This is a genomic window from Streptomyces sp. 891-h (assembly GCF_022760275.1).
GTDB lineage: Bacteria > Actinomycetota > Actinomycetes > Streptomycetales > Streptomycetaceae > Streptomyces > Streptomyces spirodelae.
Genome location: NZ_CP050693.1, coordinates 4,435,855 through 4,450,387 on the forward strand (window position 1 = coordinate 4,435,855; position 14,533 = coordinate 4,450,387).

18 protein-coding genes are annotated in these 14,533 nt (G+C 71.7%); 6 read left to right on the plus strand and 12 right to left on the minus strand.

The window, feature by feature from the left end:
* Positions 1-95: 95 nt before the first annotated feature.
* The 11 genes from HC362_RS19490 to HC362_RS19540 all read right to left on the minus strand — a co-directional run bounded on the left by HC362_RS19490 (position 96) and on the right by HC362_RS19540 (position 7,409).
* The gene (locus tag HC362_RS19490; protein ID WP_243085310.1) at positions 96-290 is read right to left on the minus strand and encodes a hypothetical protein; all 195 of its coding nucleotides are present in this window, start codon (positions 288-290) and stop codon (positions 96-98) included.
* Positions 287-751: a hypothetical protein gene (locus tag HC362_RS19495; RefSeq protein WP_243085312.1), complete on the minus strand. Its 465-nt coding sequence runs from the start codon at positions 749-751 to the stop codon at positions 287-289. Before HC362_RS19495 ends, HC362_RS19490 begins: the two co-directional genes overlap by 4 nt.
* Positions 748-1,413, minus strand: a complete 666-nt coding sequence (locus HC362_RS19500; RefSeq protein WP_243085313.1) for a cell surface glycoprotein — start codon at positions 1,411-1,413, stop codon at positions 748-750. The genes HC362_RS19495 and HC362_RS19500 overlap by 4 nt, the downstream gene beginning before the upstream one ends.
* Entirely contained in the window at positions 1,410-1,820 is a 411-nt protein-coding gene (locus tag HC362_RS19505) for a hypothetical protein (RefSeq protein ID WP_243085315.1), read from the minus strand. Before HC362_RS19505 ends, HC362_RS19500 begins: the two co-directional genes overlap by 4 nt.
* Positions 1,821-2,385: 565 nt before the next feature.
* Positions 2,386-3,198 (minus strand): phosphoadenosine phosphosulfate reductase, encoded by an 813-nt coding sequence (locus HC362_RS19510; RefSeq protein WP_243085317.1) that lies wholly within the window; start codon positions 3,196-3,198, stop codon positions 2,386-2,388.
* Between the two features lie 148 nt (positions 3,199-3,346).
* Positions 3,347-4,678, minus strand: coding sequence for a DNA cytosine methyltransferase (locus HC362_RS19515; protein WP_243085318.1), 1,332 nt, complete (start codon positions 4,676-4,678; stop codon positions 3,347-3,349).
* Positions 4,675-5,340, minus strand: coding sequence for a hypothetical protein (locus HC362_RS19520; RefSeq protein WP_243085320.1), 666 nt, complete (start codon positions 5,338-5,340; stop codon positions 4,675-4,677). The genes HC362_RS19515 and HC362_RS19520 overlap by 4 nt, the downstream gene beginning before the upstream one ends.
* On the minus strand, positions 5,337-6,416 hold the full coding sequence (locus HC362_RS19525) for an ERF family protein (RefSeq protein ID WP_243085321.1): 1,080 nt from the start codon (positions 6,414-6,416) through the stop codon (positions 5,337-5,339). Before HC362_RS19525 ends, HC362_RS19520 begins: the two co-directional genes overlap by 4 nt.
* On the minus strand, positions 6,413-6,781 hold the full coding sequence (locus HC362_RS19530; protein ID WP_243085323.1) for a hypothetical protein: 369 nt from the start codon (positions 6,779-6,781) through the stop codon (positions 6,413-6,415). Before HC362_RS19530 ends, HC362_RS19525 begins: the two co-directional genes overlap by 4 nt.
* A complete protein-coding gene (locus tag HC362_RS19535; protein WP_243085325.1) occupies positions 6,778-7,110 on the minus strand; it encodes a hypothetical protein in 333 nt (110 codons plus the stop codon). Before HC362_RS19535 ends, HC362_RS19530 begins: the two co-directional genes overlap by 4 nt.
* A 107-nt stretch (positions 7,111-7,217) precedes the next feature.
* Positions 7,218-7,409 carry a hypothetical protein gene (locus HC362_RS19540; RefSeq protein ID WP_243085326.1) on the minus strand — a complete coding sequence of 64 codons (192 nt, stop codon included), beginning with the start codon at positions 7,407-7,409 and terminating at the stop codon, positions 7,218-7,220.
* Positions 7,410-7,925: 516 nt separating this feature from the next.
* Between HC362_RS19540 and HC362_RS19545 the strand changes: the two genes are divergently transcribed.
* The 6 genes from HC362_RS19545 to HC362_RS19570 all read left to right on the plus strand — a co-directional run bounded on the left by HC362_RS19545 (position 7,926) and on the right by HC362_RS19570 (position 13,642).
* On the plus strand, positions 7,926-8,342 hold the full coding sequence (locus HC362_RS19545; RefSeq protein WP_243085328.1) for a helix-turn-helix transcriptional regulator: 417 nt from the start codon (positions 7,926-7,928) through the stop codon (positions 8,340-8,342).
* Positions 8,343-8,363: 21 nt separating this feature from the next.
* Positions 8,364-8,537, plus strand: coding sequence for a hypothetical protein (locus HC362_RS19550; protein WP_243085330.1), 174 nt, complete (start codon positions 8,364-8,366; stop codon positions 8,535-8,537).
* A gap of 76 nt (positions 8,538-8,613) precedes the next feature.
* Positions 8,614-10,248 carry a recombinase family protein gene (locus tag HC362_RS19555; RefSeq protein ID WP_243085331.1) on the plus strand — a complete coding sequence of 545 codons (1,635 nt, stop codon included), beginning with the start codon at positions 8,614-8,616 and terminating at the stop codon, positions 10,246-10,248.
* A gap of 36 nt (positions 10,249-10,284) precedes the next feature.
* Entirely contained in the window at positions 10,285-11,088 is an 804-nt protein-coding gene (locus HC362_RS19560; protein WP_243085333.1) for an exodeoxyribonuclease III, read from the plus strand.
* 344 nt (positions 11,089-11,432) lie between these two features.
* The gene (locus HC362_RS19565) at positions 11,433-12,335 is read left to right on the plus strand and encodes an alpha/beta hydrolase (RefSeq protein WP_243085335.1); all 903 of its coding nucleotides are present in this window, start codon (positions 11,433-11,435) and stop codon (positions 12,333-12,335) included.
* A complete protein-coding gene (locus HC362_RS19570) occupies positions 12,332-13,642 on the plus strand; it encodes a cytochrome P450 (RefSeq protein ID WP_243085336.1) in 1,311 nt (436 codons plus the stop codon). Before HC362_RS19565 ends, HC362_RS19570 begins: the two co-directional genes overlap by 4 nt.
* Here the strand turns inward: HC362_RS19570 and HC362_RS19575 are convergent.
* Complete coding sequence (locus HC362_RS19575) at positions 13,586-14,317, minus strand: MerR family transcriptional regulator (protein WP_243088708.1); 732 nt, start codon at positions 14,315-14,317, stop codon at positions 13,586-13,588. The two genes, HC362_RS19570 and HC362_RS19575, sit on opposite strands and share 57 nt — an antisense overlap.
* Between the last annotated feature and the right edge of the window lie 216 nt (positions 14,318-14,533).

Here is a 14,533-nt window from a genome sequence, read left to right on the forward strand (position 1 = left end):
GTGTCGTGCGTAAGTGAAGCTGTTTCGCTCGTGCGTGGAACGTATCACGGAGGGGCGCCCCTTGGGGGTTGCTGTGGGGGCGCCCCTGCTGGGGGTTATGCGGCGGTGGTGGTCGGCTGTGTGGCCGTCTGCGGGCCGCTCGGGGGGCTGGTCGGCTCGATGCTCCACCCTGCAGATTCGAGCGCGTGTGCGATGCGCTGGGAGGCTGCGCCGGGGCGGTTGAGCAGTTCGAGGGTGGTCGTGTCCTCAAGCGCGGCGCGGATGACGGCGAGGGCGGCGGGGGCGGTCATCGCTGCGCCCCGGTGATGTGGCGGGCACGCTGCCGGTGTTCGGGCCGGACGATGGCAGGCGGCTGCATGAGCGCGCAGGCATGGGTGCTGGCTTCGGCGGCGAGGCGGTGCTGGCGGCGCTGCTCGGCCGCGGCCTGCTGGGCGCGCTGCTCGGCCTCCTGGCGGGCCCGTTCGGCTGCCTCGGCGGCGGCCTGCTCGGCGAGCAGCGCGGGCCCGTCGAGTTCGTACAGGGTCCGCCACTCGAACCCGCGGGCGGCCTGCACGATGACGTACGCGCCCTGCTGGGCGAACGTGTCGGCCAGTCGTCGGGCCTGGGCGCGGTCGGTGGTCGTGCGGATCGCCGGGCGGTCGGGACGGGAGTCCCAACTCGCCTCGACCCGATAGAGCTTGCTGTTACGAGTGCGGTCGCCGCTGGCGGGCTTGCGGCGGTGCGGACGCTCGGGGTGCTTGCGGCGGTTCATGCGCTCTGCTCCTGTTGGGCGTGGTGGCGGGCGGTGGCGTCGTCGAGGCGGGAGGGGTGCGGCGCGGTGCGGGGCACGCCGCGGTGGTTGCGGCACGGCTTGTCGATGCGGGCCCGGCAGTAGCGGCACGGAACCGCGTACGGGTCCGGGCGGTCCTCGGCGGCCAGCCGCTCACGCTCGGCGCGTCGGGGCCGGTACTGGGCGAGGGCGGCGGCGGCCTCGGGCGGGATGCGGCGGCCGATGGCGGCGAGGCGGTCTCGCACTTCGGGCGCGGGCCCGCCGCTGGTCAACTCGCGGTGTGTCGAGGGGAGCGCGGCACCGGTGGCGACGGCCTGCCGGGTGCCGATCAGCTCGGCGCGCCACGCGGCGACGTTGTCCGGGTCGACGGCCGGTGTCGGGTCGGTGTGCCGGGCGAGGGCGGCGGCCTTGTGGGCGTGCCAGGGGCGGGAGATGTCCGACGGCTGGATGCGGTAGGGGTTGCGGGCGATGTAGTCGCGGGCGGTCTGGGCGGCGTCCCAGCCGTGGGCCTGGGCGGGCACGTCGGACAGCAAATCGCACCACTGGGCGAGGCGTTCCTCGGCGGCGGCCTGGTCCTCGACGTTCATGCGGGGGTCGAGGCGGACGACGTAGGCGAGCAGGGCGGCGACTTCGCGGGGGTTCACTGCTGGGCCTCCATGCGTGCGAGGGCGGCGGCGAGGTGGTCGGCGGATTGGGCGGCGCGCCCCTTGCGGGGCGCGGTGGGGTCGAGGGGGATTACGTCTGCGTCGGGGCCGGTGGGTGTCGACGGTGTGCCGGGGGCCGGGGCGGGCGGCAGGTCACGCCATGCGCGCAGGAAGTACCGGGCATGGGCCACGTTGCGGCGCTGGGCGGTGCGGGCGGCGTGGGCGGCGAGCATGTCGGCGCCGGACCGTTTCAGCAGGGCGTCGAGGGTGAACCACTCGGCCTCGGCGAGGTCCCAGCGGACGACGACGCCAGCGGCGGTCATCTGGTCGACCAGCGGGCGGGCGAAGGCGGGGATGTTCCCCGAGCTGAGGTCGCGCGGGTGCGCGTCCCTCACTCCTTCACTCACTCTCTCTATGGGTGCGTGATGGGGTCCGGTTTCCCGACCGCTAGCGGTCGGGTTTCCCGACCACAACGGGGGTTCGTCTTGATCGTGTTGCGGTCGGGATTCCGGACCGCTATCCGGGCCTGTAGCGGTCGAGTTTCCGGACCGCAAACCGGTAGTGGTCGGGTTTCCCGACCGCTCCTGTACCGGTCGGGAATCCGGACCGCTACGGCGGACGAAGTTGACGGCGCCCGGGAGCCGATAGAGGGCGGCGCGACTGCCGGCCGCGGGCTCGTCGACGACCAGCTCGCCGGACTCGCACGCGCGGCGCACGGCCTCGACCGTGGTGCCGCGGGAGCTGTTGAGCCGGCGCGTCAGCTCGGCCATGCCCACGCGGGCGGTTGCCTCGGGCCCGGTGACGGCGTCGGCCACCGCGAGCAGCAGCGTGCGGGTGTTGCCACGGCTGCGTGAGTGGTCCCACACCCACGCCTGAGCGTCGAGTGTCATGGGGTGTGCTCCTGTCTGGGGGGACGCCGGGGGCGAGGGGCGCGGCGGCTCTCCCTCGCCCCCGGGCGGGTTACGGGGCGGTTCAGGTGAAGCAGTAGCCGGAGTCGCAGGCGCCGTCGGCCTCGTCGAACATCGGCAGCACGTCGACGCCCTCGGGGATGGCCTCGCGCAGCGGGCGGCCGAACCGAGTCAGGAAGACGTGGTCCTTGCCGAGCACGTCGCGGCGCTCGTTCAGCAGCTCCTCAAGCTGGCACGACTTCTCGAACAGCTCTGGCTCGTCGCGGCGCTGGTCGTGCCAGGTCTCGGGCCGGTGGAACGGGCAGAACCAACACGACGATTTCGGCGGGACGGGCAAGCGGGCCTCGGCGATGATGCGGGCGCAGTCGATGCGGCGTAGCCCGAGGTCGAGCAGCGGATACTCGATGCGCTCGTGCGGCTCGGTGCGCCGGTTGTTCGCCCGGTGAATCTCGTCGACCGAGATGCCGATGCCGATGGTCGCCGGGTCGTCCTCGCTCGCGCCGCGGCGCTTCAACTCGCGGGCGATCACCTTGATTTTGAAGTCGGCCGTACACGAGCGGGTGCCGGGCGCGCCGTTGGACATGCGCACGGGAATCGGGAGCGATCGTGATCCTTCGCGGGTGAGGCGGCCGAGCAGTGTCTCGACGGTCCCGTCCCGCTTCACGCGGTCGAGGACGGCCAGCTCGACGCCGTGCTCGGCGGCGAACGGGCGTGCGTACTCCTCGACGTAACGGAGCGTCGCCGGGTTCTCGGAGTCATCTCCGACGTTCGCCATGAGGAACAGAGGGAAGTCGATGCGGCGCTGTGCGGCGAGAACGAGGAGCGCCGTCGACTGCACCCCGCCGCCGTAACTGATGGACCGGATAGGGGCGCTCACGCGCAAACCTCCTTCGAGGGGGCGCGGTAGGGGTGAGTGCGGGCGGGCTGGTGCTCGGCGTACCGCGGGCCGCACGGGTACGGGCGCACGGGTACGGCTCCGCACTGGGGGTTGCCGTGCTCACACACGGAAGGCTCGCAGTCGGCGCTCATGCGGCCACTCCCAACCGAGCGGCGATGCCAGCCCGGTGCAGCAGGTACCGAATCGCGTGCGCTGCCTGCGGCGGTACAACGCCGTTGCCGAGCGCTTTGAGCTGGGCGGGCCGGGTCAGTCCCGGCACGGCCGTGACGTGGCCAGCGGGGAGGCCCATCATCCACTCGACGACCCCTGGAGTCAGGCGGCCTCGATCGTCAGTTGGCCGGGGCGCGGGTCGCCCGGTGACGGCCTCCCAGCGGGCGATGGCCGGGCCGTACTGTCCCCACTCGACGGCTTTACCGGGAACGCGCTGAGCACAGTCTCGGGAAGATTCGCCTTCCCTTCCCGTACGCGTCGTTCCGTCGCTGCCGTCCGGGACACGGCGCCCTTCGCTCCGTCCAACGCTCGCGGTGTCGGTAGCAGGTGCTCGACTTCGTCCGCGAGCGTCGGCCCGTGCCCGCCCTCCCGGCGCTTGTCCGGGTGCTGGCTCCCGCCGTTCGTCGCGAGGTTCGTCGTCGGGGTCTTGAGCAACTGGACGACGGCCGGGAGCCCGTCCTCGTATCCGACGCCCTTGCTGTCCCTCGCCCTGGGCGTGGGCAGGTTCGCGACCCTCGCCCGAAGCGTGTCGTTCCGGTTCCCGTCCGGCGCTCCCGGCCCGTTCGCCTCGCTCGTCGTCGGGGTCGGCAGCAGGCCACGCGAGCAGGAATACGCGCTTTCGCTGGTGGGGGGCGAGTACGGCGGAAGCTGGTACGACTGCCCACTCCGCATCGAACCCGATGCCGGCCAAGTCGCCGAGTACGGCACCGAGAGCTCGAAGAGTCCCGGCGGTTCCGCCTTCATCCAAAGGCGTGCCGTCGGGTCCCACACCGCGAGCGGCAGGGGACGAGAGGAGACCGGGGACATTCTCGATCACAACCAATCGCGGACGCAGGGCGGATATGGCGCGGGCGACGTGAGCCCACAGGCCGGAACGCGTGCCCTCGGCGATGCCCGCACGCAGACCGGCGAGGCTCACGTCCTGGCAGGGGAAACCGGCCGTGAGGATGTCGACGGGCTCGACGGCCGACCAGTCAACGGCCGTGATGTCGCCATGATTCGGCACCTCGGGCCAGTGCTGCGCGAGGATGCGCGCGGCGTACTGGTGCCGGTCGTCGGGGTCGTACTGGCAGTGCCACGCCACCGACGCGCCGAGCACGTCGCATACCGCCATGTCCAAACCGCCGTATCCGGAGCACAGGGAACCGATGCGCGGGCCGTCGTCGACGGCGAGCTGTCCGGGCACGGCCGGCGGGGGCGGGCCGTCGAGCAGGCGGCGCGTGGCGTCGAGGTCGAGCGCGGTCGTCACGCGGCGCCCCCGTCCCCTGCGGTGATCGCCTGCATGTGCTCGGACAGCTCGCCCGAGCGCCACGCGTCGGCGACTGCGGCGCGGCCGGTCTTCTTCCACGTGATGCTGTGCGTCCGTGCGCTGGTGGGCTTCACCATCACGCCGGGCACTTCGTGCACTTCGCCCGTCTCGGGGTCGGCCCACTTCGCGGGTACCGGCTTACCGCCCTCGCCGAGCCCGAGACCGATCGCCTCCATCTCGGCGAGCAGTTCGGCGGCCTTCCACTGCCGGACCGTGCGCACGATGCGTGTCTCGGTCCAACGCTCGTCGGGGAAGGTGCTGCGCACCCACCGGGCGAACGCCTCGTCGTCGACCACGACGGGGCCGACCTTCCCCTTACGGAGTGAGAACGTGGCGACCTGCTCGCCGCTCGGCAGACTGGCGCCGATGCGCTCGGTGCCGTCGCGCTTCTCCGCAGCGTCGAGTCCGGCTTGCAGACGGGCGCGTACATCTTTCTTCGCGGCGGCGACGCGCTGCGCGAGCAGATCAAGGGCGGCGGCCTGCGCGGCCAGGTCCTTCAACGATGCGGCCGACTGCTGCTCGGCGGCCTGTGTGGTGGCGGCCGTCGCGGCGGCGGCGTCGGCGAACGCCTGCTCGCGCTCGGTGGTGTCGGTGGCGCTCACGCGGCGGCTCCCTTCGCGGCGTCGAGCAGGTCGTCGCGCATCTCGCGGAGCTGGGCGACGCTCGCGGCGGCGGGCTGGCACTGGAACCGGGCGGTGAACGCCTCGTCGGTCTCCTCGGGCGAGGCGAGACCGGCGTCGCGGGCGGCGTCGTACATCTCGCCGAGCGCGGCGGCGTGCTCCTGCTTCGCGGGCTCGCCCTGCCAACTCGTCTCGCCCGCGGCGTCGGTCACCTCGTCGGCGGCGGCCGGCTGGTGGCCCTTCGTCCACTGCATCGCCCGGCGCGGTGTGTCGGCGACGGCGCCGCGCTGCTGGCGCGGCTTGGCGCCGGGCTTGCTCGCGCCGATCTCGGCGAGTGCGGCGAGGTAGTCGGCCGGGGCCCCCTCGTCCTTGGCCTGCTTGTGCAGCGCGCGGACGGCGCTCACGTTGTCGGCGGCGCGCGCTTCGGCGAGGTAGTCGCGCGAGGGCCCGGTCGGCTGCTGCGGGGGCGGGTCCTGCTCCCACGGGCCCGGCTCGGCGCGGCGACTGCGGCGCGGCTGCTGCTCGGCCTGCTGCGGCGCCTCGTTCTCCGGGTGGTGGCGGTCGCCGTCGTCGATGCTGCGGCCGTCCACGGGAAGCATGAACAGCGTGAACAACAGGTACTTGAGCGCCGCGCTCTGTGCCTTGTTGGTGGCCTTGTCCGCGTAGTCGGACGCCTCCCCCGGTACGTCCGCGATCAGGCAGTCACCAGCCGGACCGTAGATGCGGTATCGCATCCGGATGACGGTGTGCGTCATCTTCTCGCCCCGGCGCTCCTGCCGGTGCGTAACGATGCTCGGCAGGATGAACACCCCGTGCTTCCGCAGAGGGCCCGCCATGGCGCTCATCACGTCGTCGATGCCGCGGAACTTGTAGTTCTGCTGCTGGTTCCGCTGGTTCTTCGCGACGGGCATCGCGTCGCCCATCACGGCGGCGAGGGCGGTGAACACCCGGGGTGCGTCGGCGGGGGCGCCCTCGGGTGCAGGCTCGTAGGTGGTGCCTGCGGGGCCGACGGGCAGGGGGGCGGCCTCGGCCGTCGGGGTGTCGGTGGCGGTCGTCATGCGTGGTGCTCCTGGTTGACGAGGTGCGCGCGGGCGGCGCGGGCGGTGAGTTCGTCGGCGAGGTCGAACGCCTCGCGCGGGGTGATGAGGTGATCGAGCACGGCCGGGGGCGGCAGCTCGCCGTACAGCGCATCGCGGGTGCCGTCGGCCTCGGCGCGGGACATGGCGCGGCCGTAGTCCGTGGCGTACGGGCTGCACTGGGCGTCGTCGGCCGCCTCGATGGCGTCGGCGTGTGCGGCCAGCAGCGCGGCGACGGTCTCGGGGTCGCGGGCGTAGGCGGCGGCGAGTTCGTCGAGCAGCACGTCGGACCGGTCGTCGGCGAGGCGCACGGCGAGGCCGTCGGCGGTGAGCTGCGGCCGGATCACAGCAGCTCCTCGGGCATCGTCGGCGCGTCGTCGGTGAGCTCGCCCGTGATGGCGTCGTAGACGTGCGGGCGCGACCAGTCGGCGTCGGGGAGCATCCGGCGCAGCAGGCCACGGGCGGCGCGGTGCGCGTCCCGGTCGGCCGAGATCGGGTGGCCGAGCGCGTCGTCGAGGGACACCCACACCTTGCGGCGCTGCTCGTCGTCGAGCTCGACCGTCACGGGGACGGTGCGAACGCGGGCGGTACCCGGGGCGATCTGGTCGAGCTGACGGGCGATGACGCCGATACGGGCGCGGTGCTTCTCGGCGTCGGTAGTCTGGTTCGTGGTCACGGCCGGTTGCCTTTCGTCGGGATGGTCGGTCGTGCAGGCCGCCCCAGCTCGCACCTGGGGCGGCCCTTTTGCTGTGTCTGGTCCGGCTCGCACCCGGGCCAGACGGGTTACGCGGCGGCGCGCTCGGGCGCCGGGGTCTGCTGGGCGCGCTGCTCGCGCTCCAAGCGGCGGAGAATCAGCTCGACGGCAGGGTCGAGGCGTCCGGCGGCGCGGTCGGCGTCGCGGCGGGCGCGGGCCCGGTCGAGCACGCGGCGGGCGTTGGCGTACGCCACCTCGCGGGGGATCACGTCGCCGGTCATGCTGCGGGGACCTCCTCAGCGCTGGGTTTCACCAACTGCGTGGCGGGCACGCCGTAGTGCCGCTCGACGAGTGCCGCTATGCGGCCGGACGGGGCGGTGCGTCCGTGCCACAGCCGCCACCCCGTATTGCGTGCAACCCCCAGGCGTCGTGAGAGGTCAGACGGTGTGACATCCCCCACCCCGCGTGCCGCATTCACAAGTAGGGCTCGGTCGTACATGGGCATTCCTTCGCTCCGTGGATGAACTTGTTTCTTCCACGCGTGGAACGTTAGCACGGTGATGGATCGTGCGTGAAGCGAAGGAACCGGGCGTTCGCCTGCGCGGTTCCTCCACACAAAACTGCAGATCTTCACAGGGCATATGCAGTTGACACGCGCTGACAGTCCACACAGAATCGGCTAAGTGTTCGAGCGATCACCCCAGGTAGCGGCCCAGTGATGCCAATGCGCCCTGCGCGCCTCTCGATGGCTGGTTCGCGCCCGTGCGGACCGATTCCGCGCGCGATATGTTCCACGCATGGAACACACCGACGACGCGCCCGACCAGCGCGCCCAATTCGCCGCATGGCTCCGCCAACAGATCAACCGGCGCGGCTACAACCTCGACCAGCGCGGCGAGCAGGCCCGCTTTGCTCGTTACGCGGGCATCCCGGCCGGCACCCTGAGCCGACTACTGGCCGGCACCGCCACCCCGGACATTGCCACCCTGCGCCGTATCGCCACCGCACTCGACATCTCGCTCGGGCTCGTGCTCCTCCGCGCAGGCATCGCGACTGAGGAAGACCTCACCGTCACCAGCCGCACCGATGAGCCACCCCTCACACCGGAACGAGCCGCCGACGAGCTGGGCATTCATGAACCCGCTGCGCGCAGGGCGTTCATTGCCTCGGTCGAAGCGCTACGCACACCGCCCGCCGACGACGAGAGCGGGTGACTGATCTCTGGGAGCCGCTCTATGGCAAAAGCAACCGTCGCAACCGCCGCCCTGGCCGTCGCCGCCGTCGCCCTCGTACGGCAGGCACGACAGCGCGAGGCACGCGACGCCGCCACCTACCGGGCTGGCTACCTCGACGCACTCCGCGACGTACGCCGCGGACTCCTCGACACCCACAGCGAGCCGGAGAACTGACCGCGCCACCGACCACGGGCGACGCGATCCCATGCGCCCGACATCCCTTATCCACACACGGGAGGAGTAGGAGCACGTGACCATTACGCAGGCATGGCCTGCAACATTCGACGGCCCGGAGGCACGCGAGCCGTTCATCGGGTACATACGTGTCAGCACGTGGAAAGAAGAGAAGATCTCCCCGGAGCTGCAAGAGACAGCCCTGCGCCAGTGGGCGGCCCGCACCGGCCGCCGCCTGCTGGAGCCGCTGACGTACGACCTCGACGCCACCGGCCGCAACTTCAACCGCAAGATCATGCGCGACATTGAGCGCGTCGAAGCGGGCGAGGCGCGCGGAATCGCCGTATGGCGCTACTCCCGATTCGGCCGTAACAGGAACGGAAACCACACCAACCTCGCGAGGCTCGAATCGGTCGGGGGACGGCTGGAGTCAGCCACAGAACCCGTAGACGCCTCCACCGCGGTCGGCCGCTTCCAGCGCGGCATGATCATGGAGTTCAGCGCGTACGAATCCGACCGCGCCGGCGAGCAGTGGATCGAAACCATGGACCACCGCCGCACGCTCGGGGTGCCCTCAACCGGTCGCCCGCGATTCGGCTACATATGGCACCCACGACGAGTACCCAACGCCAAGGGAGGGTGGACAGTCCAAGAGGAGCGCTACGAAATCGACTCCGACCTCGGACCGGTCGCCGCCGACCTGTACCTGCGGTACGTCGACGGTTGCCCCTTCTACGCCCTGACTGCATGGCTGAACGGGCACGGCTACGTCACGACGCGCGGCAACCTGTGGACCGAGCAGAGTCTCATCCACTACCTCGACAGTGGATTCGGCGCCGGCCTCCTGCGTGTCCATGACCGGCGCTGCGGATGCAAGCGGGGGCGCAACGGCCGGTGCCCCAATCACCTCTTCATCCAGGGCGCACACGAGGAACTGATCGAGTACAGCGTGTGGGAGGAGTACCAGAAGCGCCGCCGAGAGGTGCGCTCAACGCCTCCCCGTTCACGCAACCCGCAGCATCCCCTCTCCAACCTCGCCCGGTGCGGCAATGGATGCCGCGGCACAGCGACTCTGTCATCAGCCGAACGCAAGGGCGAGGACGGCAACACGCACACGGTTCGCGGATACGCGTACCAGTGCGGACGGAGAGGCGCCACGGGCACACACGGCTGCGCCGGAGTCTGGGCCAAACGCGAGGACGTAGAGGAACAGGTACTCGCGTGGGTGGAGCGCGAGGTCGCCCCAGGCGTCGACAACGCTCCCAGTACTCCCCAGCAACGTCTCGCACTGGAAAAGCGTCAGCGAGCAGCGGCCGACTACGCCCACTTGCAAGCCGAGGTGGACAAGTACGCTACCGCGCTCGCACGGCTGCGAGCCGAGCACGCAATCGACCCAGCCGAATGGGGCGAGGGAGAGTACGAAGCCGCGCGGGATCGCATCCAGCAGAAGAAGAGAGCAGCCGAGCGCGCACTCGACCGCGTCGCGGCTGTCACGGTTCTGCCGGACCCTGCGGAGTTTCGGCCGGTGCTGGTCGGCTTGGTCGAGGAATGGGCGACGCTCAATACGGAAGAGAAGAACGCACTCCTGAAACAGGTCATACGCCGGGTCGCCTTGGTCCGGCGCCCCAGCGGCGGTGTTGAGGCCGTCGTACACCCGGTGTGGGAGCCGGACCCATGGGACGACACCCGAGCGGAGGCTTCCGCCGCATAAGGTGCGGAGCATGCGCGTACCAATGAGGAGCATGTTTTGCACAAGGTGAGCACAGTGAACGTCAATGGGCTGCGGGCGGCGGCCAAGAAGGGCTACGCGGAGTGGCTGGCGACCACTGAGGCGGATGTCGTCTGTTTGCAGGAGGTGCGCGCGGAGCCCGAGCAGCTGCCCGAGGCGGTGCGGGAGCCCGAGGGCTGGCATGCCTTCTGGGCACCGTCCTCCGCGAAGGGCCGGGCCGGTGTGGCCCTGCTCACCCGTCGGGAGCCGGACAGTGTGCGCGTGGGGTTCGGCGAGGCCGAGTTCGAGGCGTCGGGGCGCTATGTGGAGGCGGACCTGCCCGGCGTGACCGTCGCGAGCCTCTATCTGCCCTCGGGGGAGGTCGGTACCGAGCGGCAGGACGAGAAGGAGCGCTTCATGGCCGCGTTCCTGCCCTACCTGTGCGACCTGCGCGAGCGTGCCGCGGCGGCCGGGCGCGAGGTGCTGGTCTGCGGCGACTGGAACATCGCCCACCAGGAGGCCGACCTGAAGAACTGGCGCGGCAACAAGAAGAGCTCCGGGTTCCTGCCCGAGGAGCGCGCCTGGCTCTCCCGGGTCTTCGACCCGGCCGACGGCGGCTATGCGGATGTGGTCCGTTCGCTCCACCCGGACGTGGCAGGCCCGTACTCGTGGTGGTCCTACCGCGGCCGCGCGTTCGACAACGACACGGGCTGGCGGATCGACTACCACGTCTCCACGCCCGGGCTGGCCGGCCGGGCGGTGAAGGCGTACGTCGAGCGGGCCGCCACCCACGCGGAGCGGTGGAGCGACCACGCGCCGGTGACGGTCGACTTCGGGCCCTGAGGGGCTCGGGCCCTCGCAGAGCACCTCGGGCACCTCTGGCGCCTCGGGCACCTCTGGGACTTTTGGGCTGGGCGCCTCAGTGCGCCTTCTCGGGTGTCTCTGGACGCCTCTGGCACCTCCAGGAGCGTCCGGGGCGCCTCCAGACCCCCCGGAGGCCCGGCCCGGGCTCCGGGGCCTTCTGGAGCCCGGCGCAGGCTCTGACAGACGGGCTCCGAGGGCGGCGCCGGGTGCGGGGGCGGACCGGGGAGGTGTGCGGCTGCCGTGGTCTTGTGCCGGTGGCCGGGCGAGGGCCACCGTGGAGCCGGGCGGGGCGAGGGGCCCTGCCGCCCCAGGGGGAGGCCGCCATGGACGCTGGAGTCGGACCCGGTGCCGTTGTTCTGCCCGCCGCCCGGATCGGTGAAGGGCCGCACCATGTGATCGCCGTGCACGGCTGGTTCGCCGACCGGCGGGCGTACGCGCCCGTCTTCGATGTGCTCGATCGCGCCTCGTTCAGCTACGCCGTCCCCGACCTGCGCGGCTACGGCGAGGCACGCGACATACCCGGAGCCTGGACGACAGGCGAGGCCGCCGGGGACATCCTCGCGCTGGCCGACGCGCTCGGCTGGGAGCGGTTCTCGCTGGTGGGGCACTCGATGGGCGCTGCCGTCATCCAGCGAGTCGTGCTCGCGGCCCCGGAGCGGGTGCGCCGGATGGTGGGGATCGCGCCGGTGCCCGCGAGCGGGGTGCCGCTGCGGGGCGAACAGTGGGAGCTGTTCGCGCAGGCCGCGCAGCGCCCGGCCAACCGGAGGGCGATCATCGATCTGAGTACGGGCAACCGGCGCCCCGACGCCTGGCTGGACCTCATGGTCGAACGGTCGCTCTCGTGCACGGACCCGGAGGCCTTCCGCGCCTGGCTGGACTCGTGGGCGCTGGAGGACTTCCACGAGCAGGTGCGCGACTGCCGGGTGCCGGTACGGCTGGTGGTGGGGGACGGTGACCCGGTGCTGTCGGCGGAAGTGGTGCGCACGACCTGGCTGCGCTGGTACTCGGCAGCCGAGCTGGTGGAGGTGCCCGCCGCGGGGCACTATCCACTCGACGAGACGCCGTTGGAGACGGTGCGTGCTGTGGAGGACTTCCTCCGCGCCGAGGACGGGACGCGCGACGGCGGGCTCCGTGCGGAGGGCGAGACCCGTGCGGAGGACGGGCCCTGCGCAGAACGGGAGCCCCTCTCGGAGGCCGGGCCCCGTGCGGAGGGTGGCGTGGGATGAGCGCAGCGCCCGAAGCCGTCCCGGCCTCGCCCGACGTGGATGTGTTCGATCCGCGCCGCTACGCCGCGGGCCTGCCGCACGAGGCGTTCCGTGCGCTGCGGGACGGGAATCCCGTCGCCTGGCAGGAGGAGTACGAGGTGCTGGGCTGGCCCGCCGGGCCGGGGTTCTGGGCGGTGACGCGGCACGCGGACGTGCTGCGGGTGCTGCGCTCGCCCGCCGAGTTCTCCTCCTGGGAGGGGGCCACCCAGATCCGTGATCCGGACCCGGAGGACCTGCCGTTCATCCGCCGGATGATGCTCAACCAGGACCCGCCCGCGCATCACCGGCTGCGCACGCTGGTCAGCCGGGCCTTCACGCGGCGCCGGGTGGAGCGGTTCGAGGCGGATGTACGGGCACGGGCGCGGCGCTCGCTGGCGGCGGCGCGCGAAGAGGCGCGCGAGCGGGGGTGCTGTGATCTGGTGGCCGCCGTCACCGACGACTTCGCGCTGCTGAACCTCGCCGACCTGCTGGGCGTACCGGCCGGGGACCGGAAGCTGCTGCTGGAGTGGACCGAGCGGATCATCGGGTACCAGGACCCGGACCAGGCCGTCACGGTGCTCGGTCCGGACGGGCGCCCGGCCAACCCGCGCTCGCCCGCCATGCTGCGGGAGATGTTCGACTACGCGCGCCGGCTGGCTGCGTACAAGCGCGCACATCCGGCGGACGATGTGATGACGGCACTCGCCCATGAGCTGACCGGTGCCGAGCTGGAGATGTTCTTCTTCCTGCTGACCGTCGCGGGCAACGACACTGTGCGCAGCGCGGCACCCGGCGGGCTGCTCGCACTGGCGGAACATCCCGCAGCGCAGCGCACCATGCGCGACCTGGTGCGGCGGGGGGACATCGGTGCGCAGTCCCTCGCGGTCGAGGAGCTGCTTCGCTGGCACACCCCGGTGCTCAGTTTCCGGCGCACCGCGGTGCGAGATCTCCAGCTGTCGTCACGTCGCATCAGTGCCGGGGAAAAGGTGGTCGTCTTCCACGCCTCGGCCAACTTCGACGAGCGGGTCTTCGACGTGCCGCACACCCTGGACCTGGCCCGTACGCCCAATCCGCACGTGGCGTTCGGCGAGGGGCCGCATGTGTGCCTGGGCGCCCACTTCGCACGTCTCCAGCTGCGCGTCCTGTACCAGGAGGCGGCCCGGCAACTGCCGCCTTACGAGCTGTTGCCGCCGTCCGAGCGGGTGCCGGGCGCCCGGGGGGAGGTGCGCCGTCTAGTCTCCAACTTCATCCACGGCGTCAAGGCCCTCCCCGTCCGGACGGTCGGCTAGCCACTCCTCCAGTTCGGCGCGTACCCGCCGGTCCAGGGCGAGGCCGAGTTCCGCCTCGACGATCTGCTTGGCCACGGGAGCCACCCGGGCGAGCAGTGTGTTGAGCTCCGCCGGGTCGGTGGACTGCTGCGCGGGCAGCAGGTGGGAGCGGAGCAGGCGGGCGAAGGTGGCGGCTATCTCGTCCGTCTGGGCGCGCAGTTCACGGCCCGCCTCCAGGACGACCGCCAGCGGGATGCCCTTGGCGACCAGTTCGGCGGAGCCCTCCAGCAGTCGGCGGCTGGTGTGGACGAACTCGTCACCGTCGATGGCCACATAGCCGAGGTCCAGGGAAGCGGCCAGGTTGTCGACGGTCACCTCGCCCTTGAAGTAGTCGGCGAGCTCCTCGGGGGTGAGCCGGACGGGGGTCTCCTCGGAGAAGGGGGTGACCACCGAGCTGTCCAGCCCCATGACCTCGGCGGCCGAGCGGACGTCGCGGCCCTTCTCGAAGGCGTCGAGCAGGTCGGCGATACCGCCCAGGGTGTGGCCCCGGGCCAGCAGCGCGGTGATGCTGCGCAGCCGCGCCAGGTGGTGCTCGTCGTACCAGGCGATGCGGCCCTCGCGGCGAGGGGGCGGGAGCAGTTTGCGCTCGCGGTAGAAGCGCAGGGTGCGGGTGGTGATGCCGGCGGCCTCCGCCAGCTCGTGTGCGCGGAACTCCCGCTTCCCGGGCGCGGACTCGCCCTGGTGCGCTGCCGTCTCGTCCTGGTGCGCAGCCGTCTCGCGCCGGTGCGCCTGTCCGTCGGCTCTGTGCTGCTGCTTCCTGCTCGCCACGTGACCAGCCTAGGCGTCCGGCCGGCCCCGGCACTCCGGTGCAACCGTCGGTAACTTTCCTCGCGCCGACCCCTACCCATGAGT

Excerpts from the sequence above, each read along its gene's own strand:
- HC362_RS19495 (WP_243085312.1), bottom strand. The coding sequence starts at position 751 with ATGAACCGCCGCAAGCACCCCGAGCGTCCGCACCGCCGCAAGCCCGCC.
- HC362_RS19540 (WP_243085326.1), bottom strand. The coding sequence starts at position 7,409 with ATGACCGGCGACGTGATCCCCCGCGAGGTGGCGTACGCCAACGCCCGC.
- HC362_RS19545 (WP_243085328.1), top strand. The coding sequence starts at position 7,926 with ATGGAACACACCGACGACGCGCCCGACCAGCGCGCCCAATTCGCCGCA.
- HC362_RS19525 (WP_243085321.1), bottom strand. The coding sequence starts at position 6,416 with ATGACGACCGCCACCGACACCCCGACGGCCGAGGCCGCCCCCCTGCCC.
- HC362_RS19490 (WP_243085310.1), bottom strand. The coding sequence starts at position 290 with ATGACCGCCCCCGCCGCCCTCGCCGTCATCCGCGCCGCGCTTGAGGAC.
- HC362_RS19550 (WP_243085330.1), top strand. The coding sequence starts at position 8,364 with ATGGCAAAAGCAACCGTCGCAACCGCCGCCCTGGCCGTCGCCGCCGTC.
- HC362_RS19570 (WP_243085336.1), top strand. The coding sequence starts at position 12,332 with ATGAGCGCAGCGCCCGAAGCCGTCCCGGCCTCGCCCGACGTGGATGTG.
- HC362_RS19565 (WP_243085335.1), top strand. The coding sequence starts at position 11,433 with ATGGACGCTGGAGTCGGACCCGGTGCCGTTGTTCTGCCCGCCGCCCGG.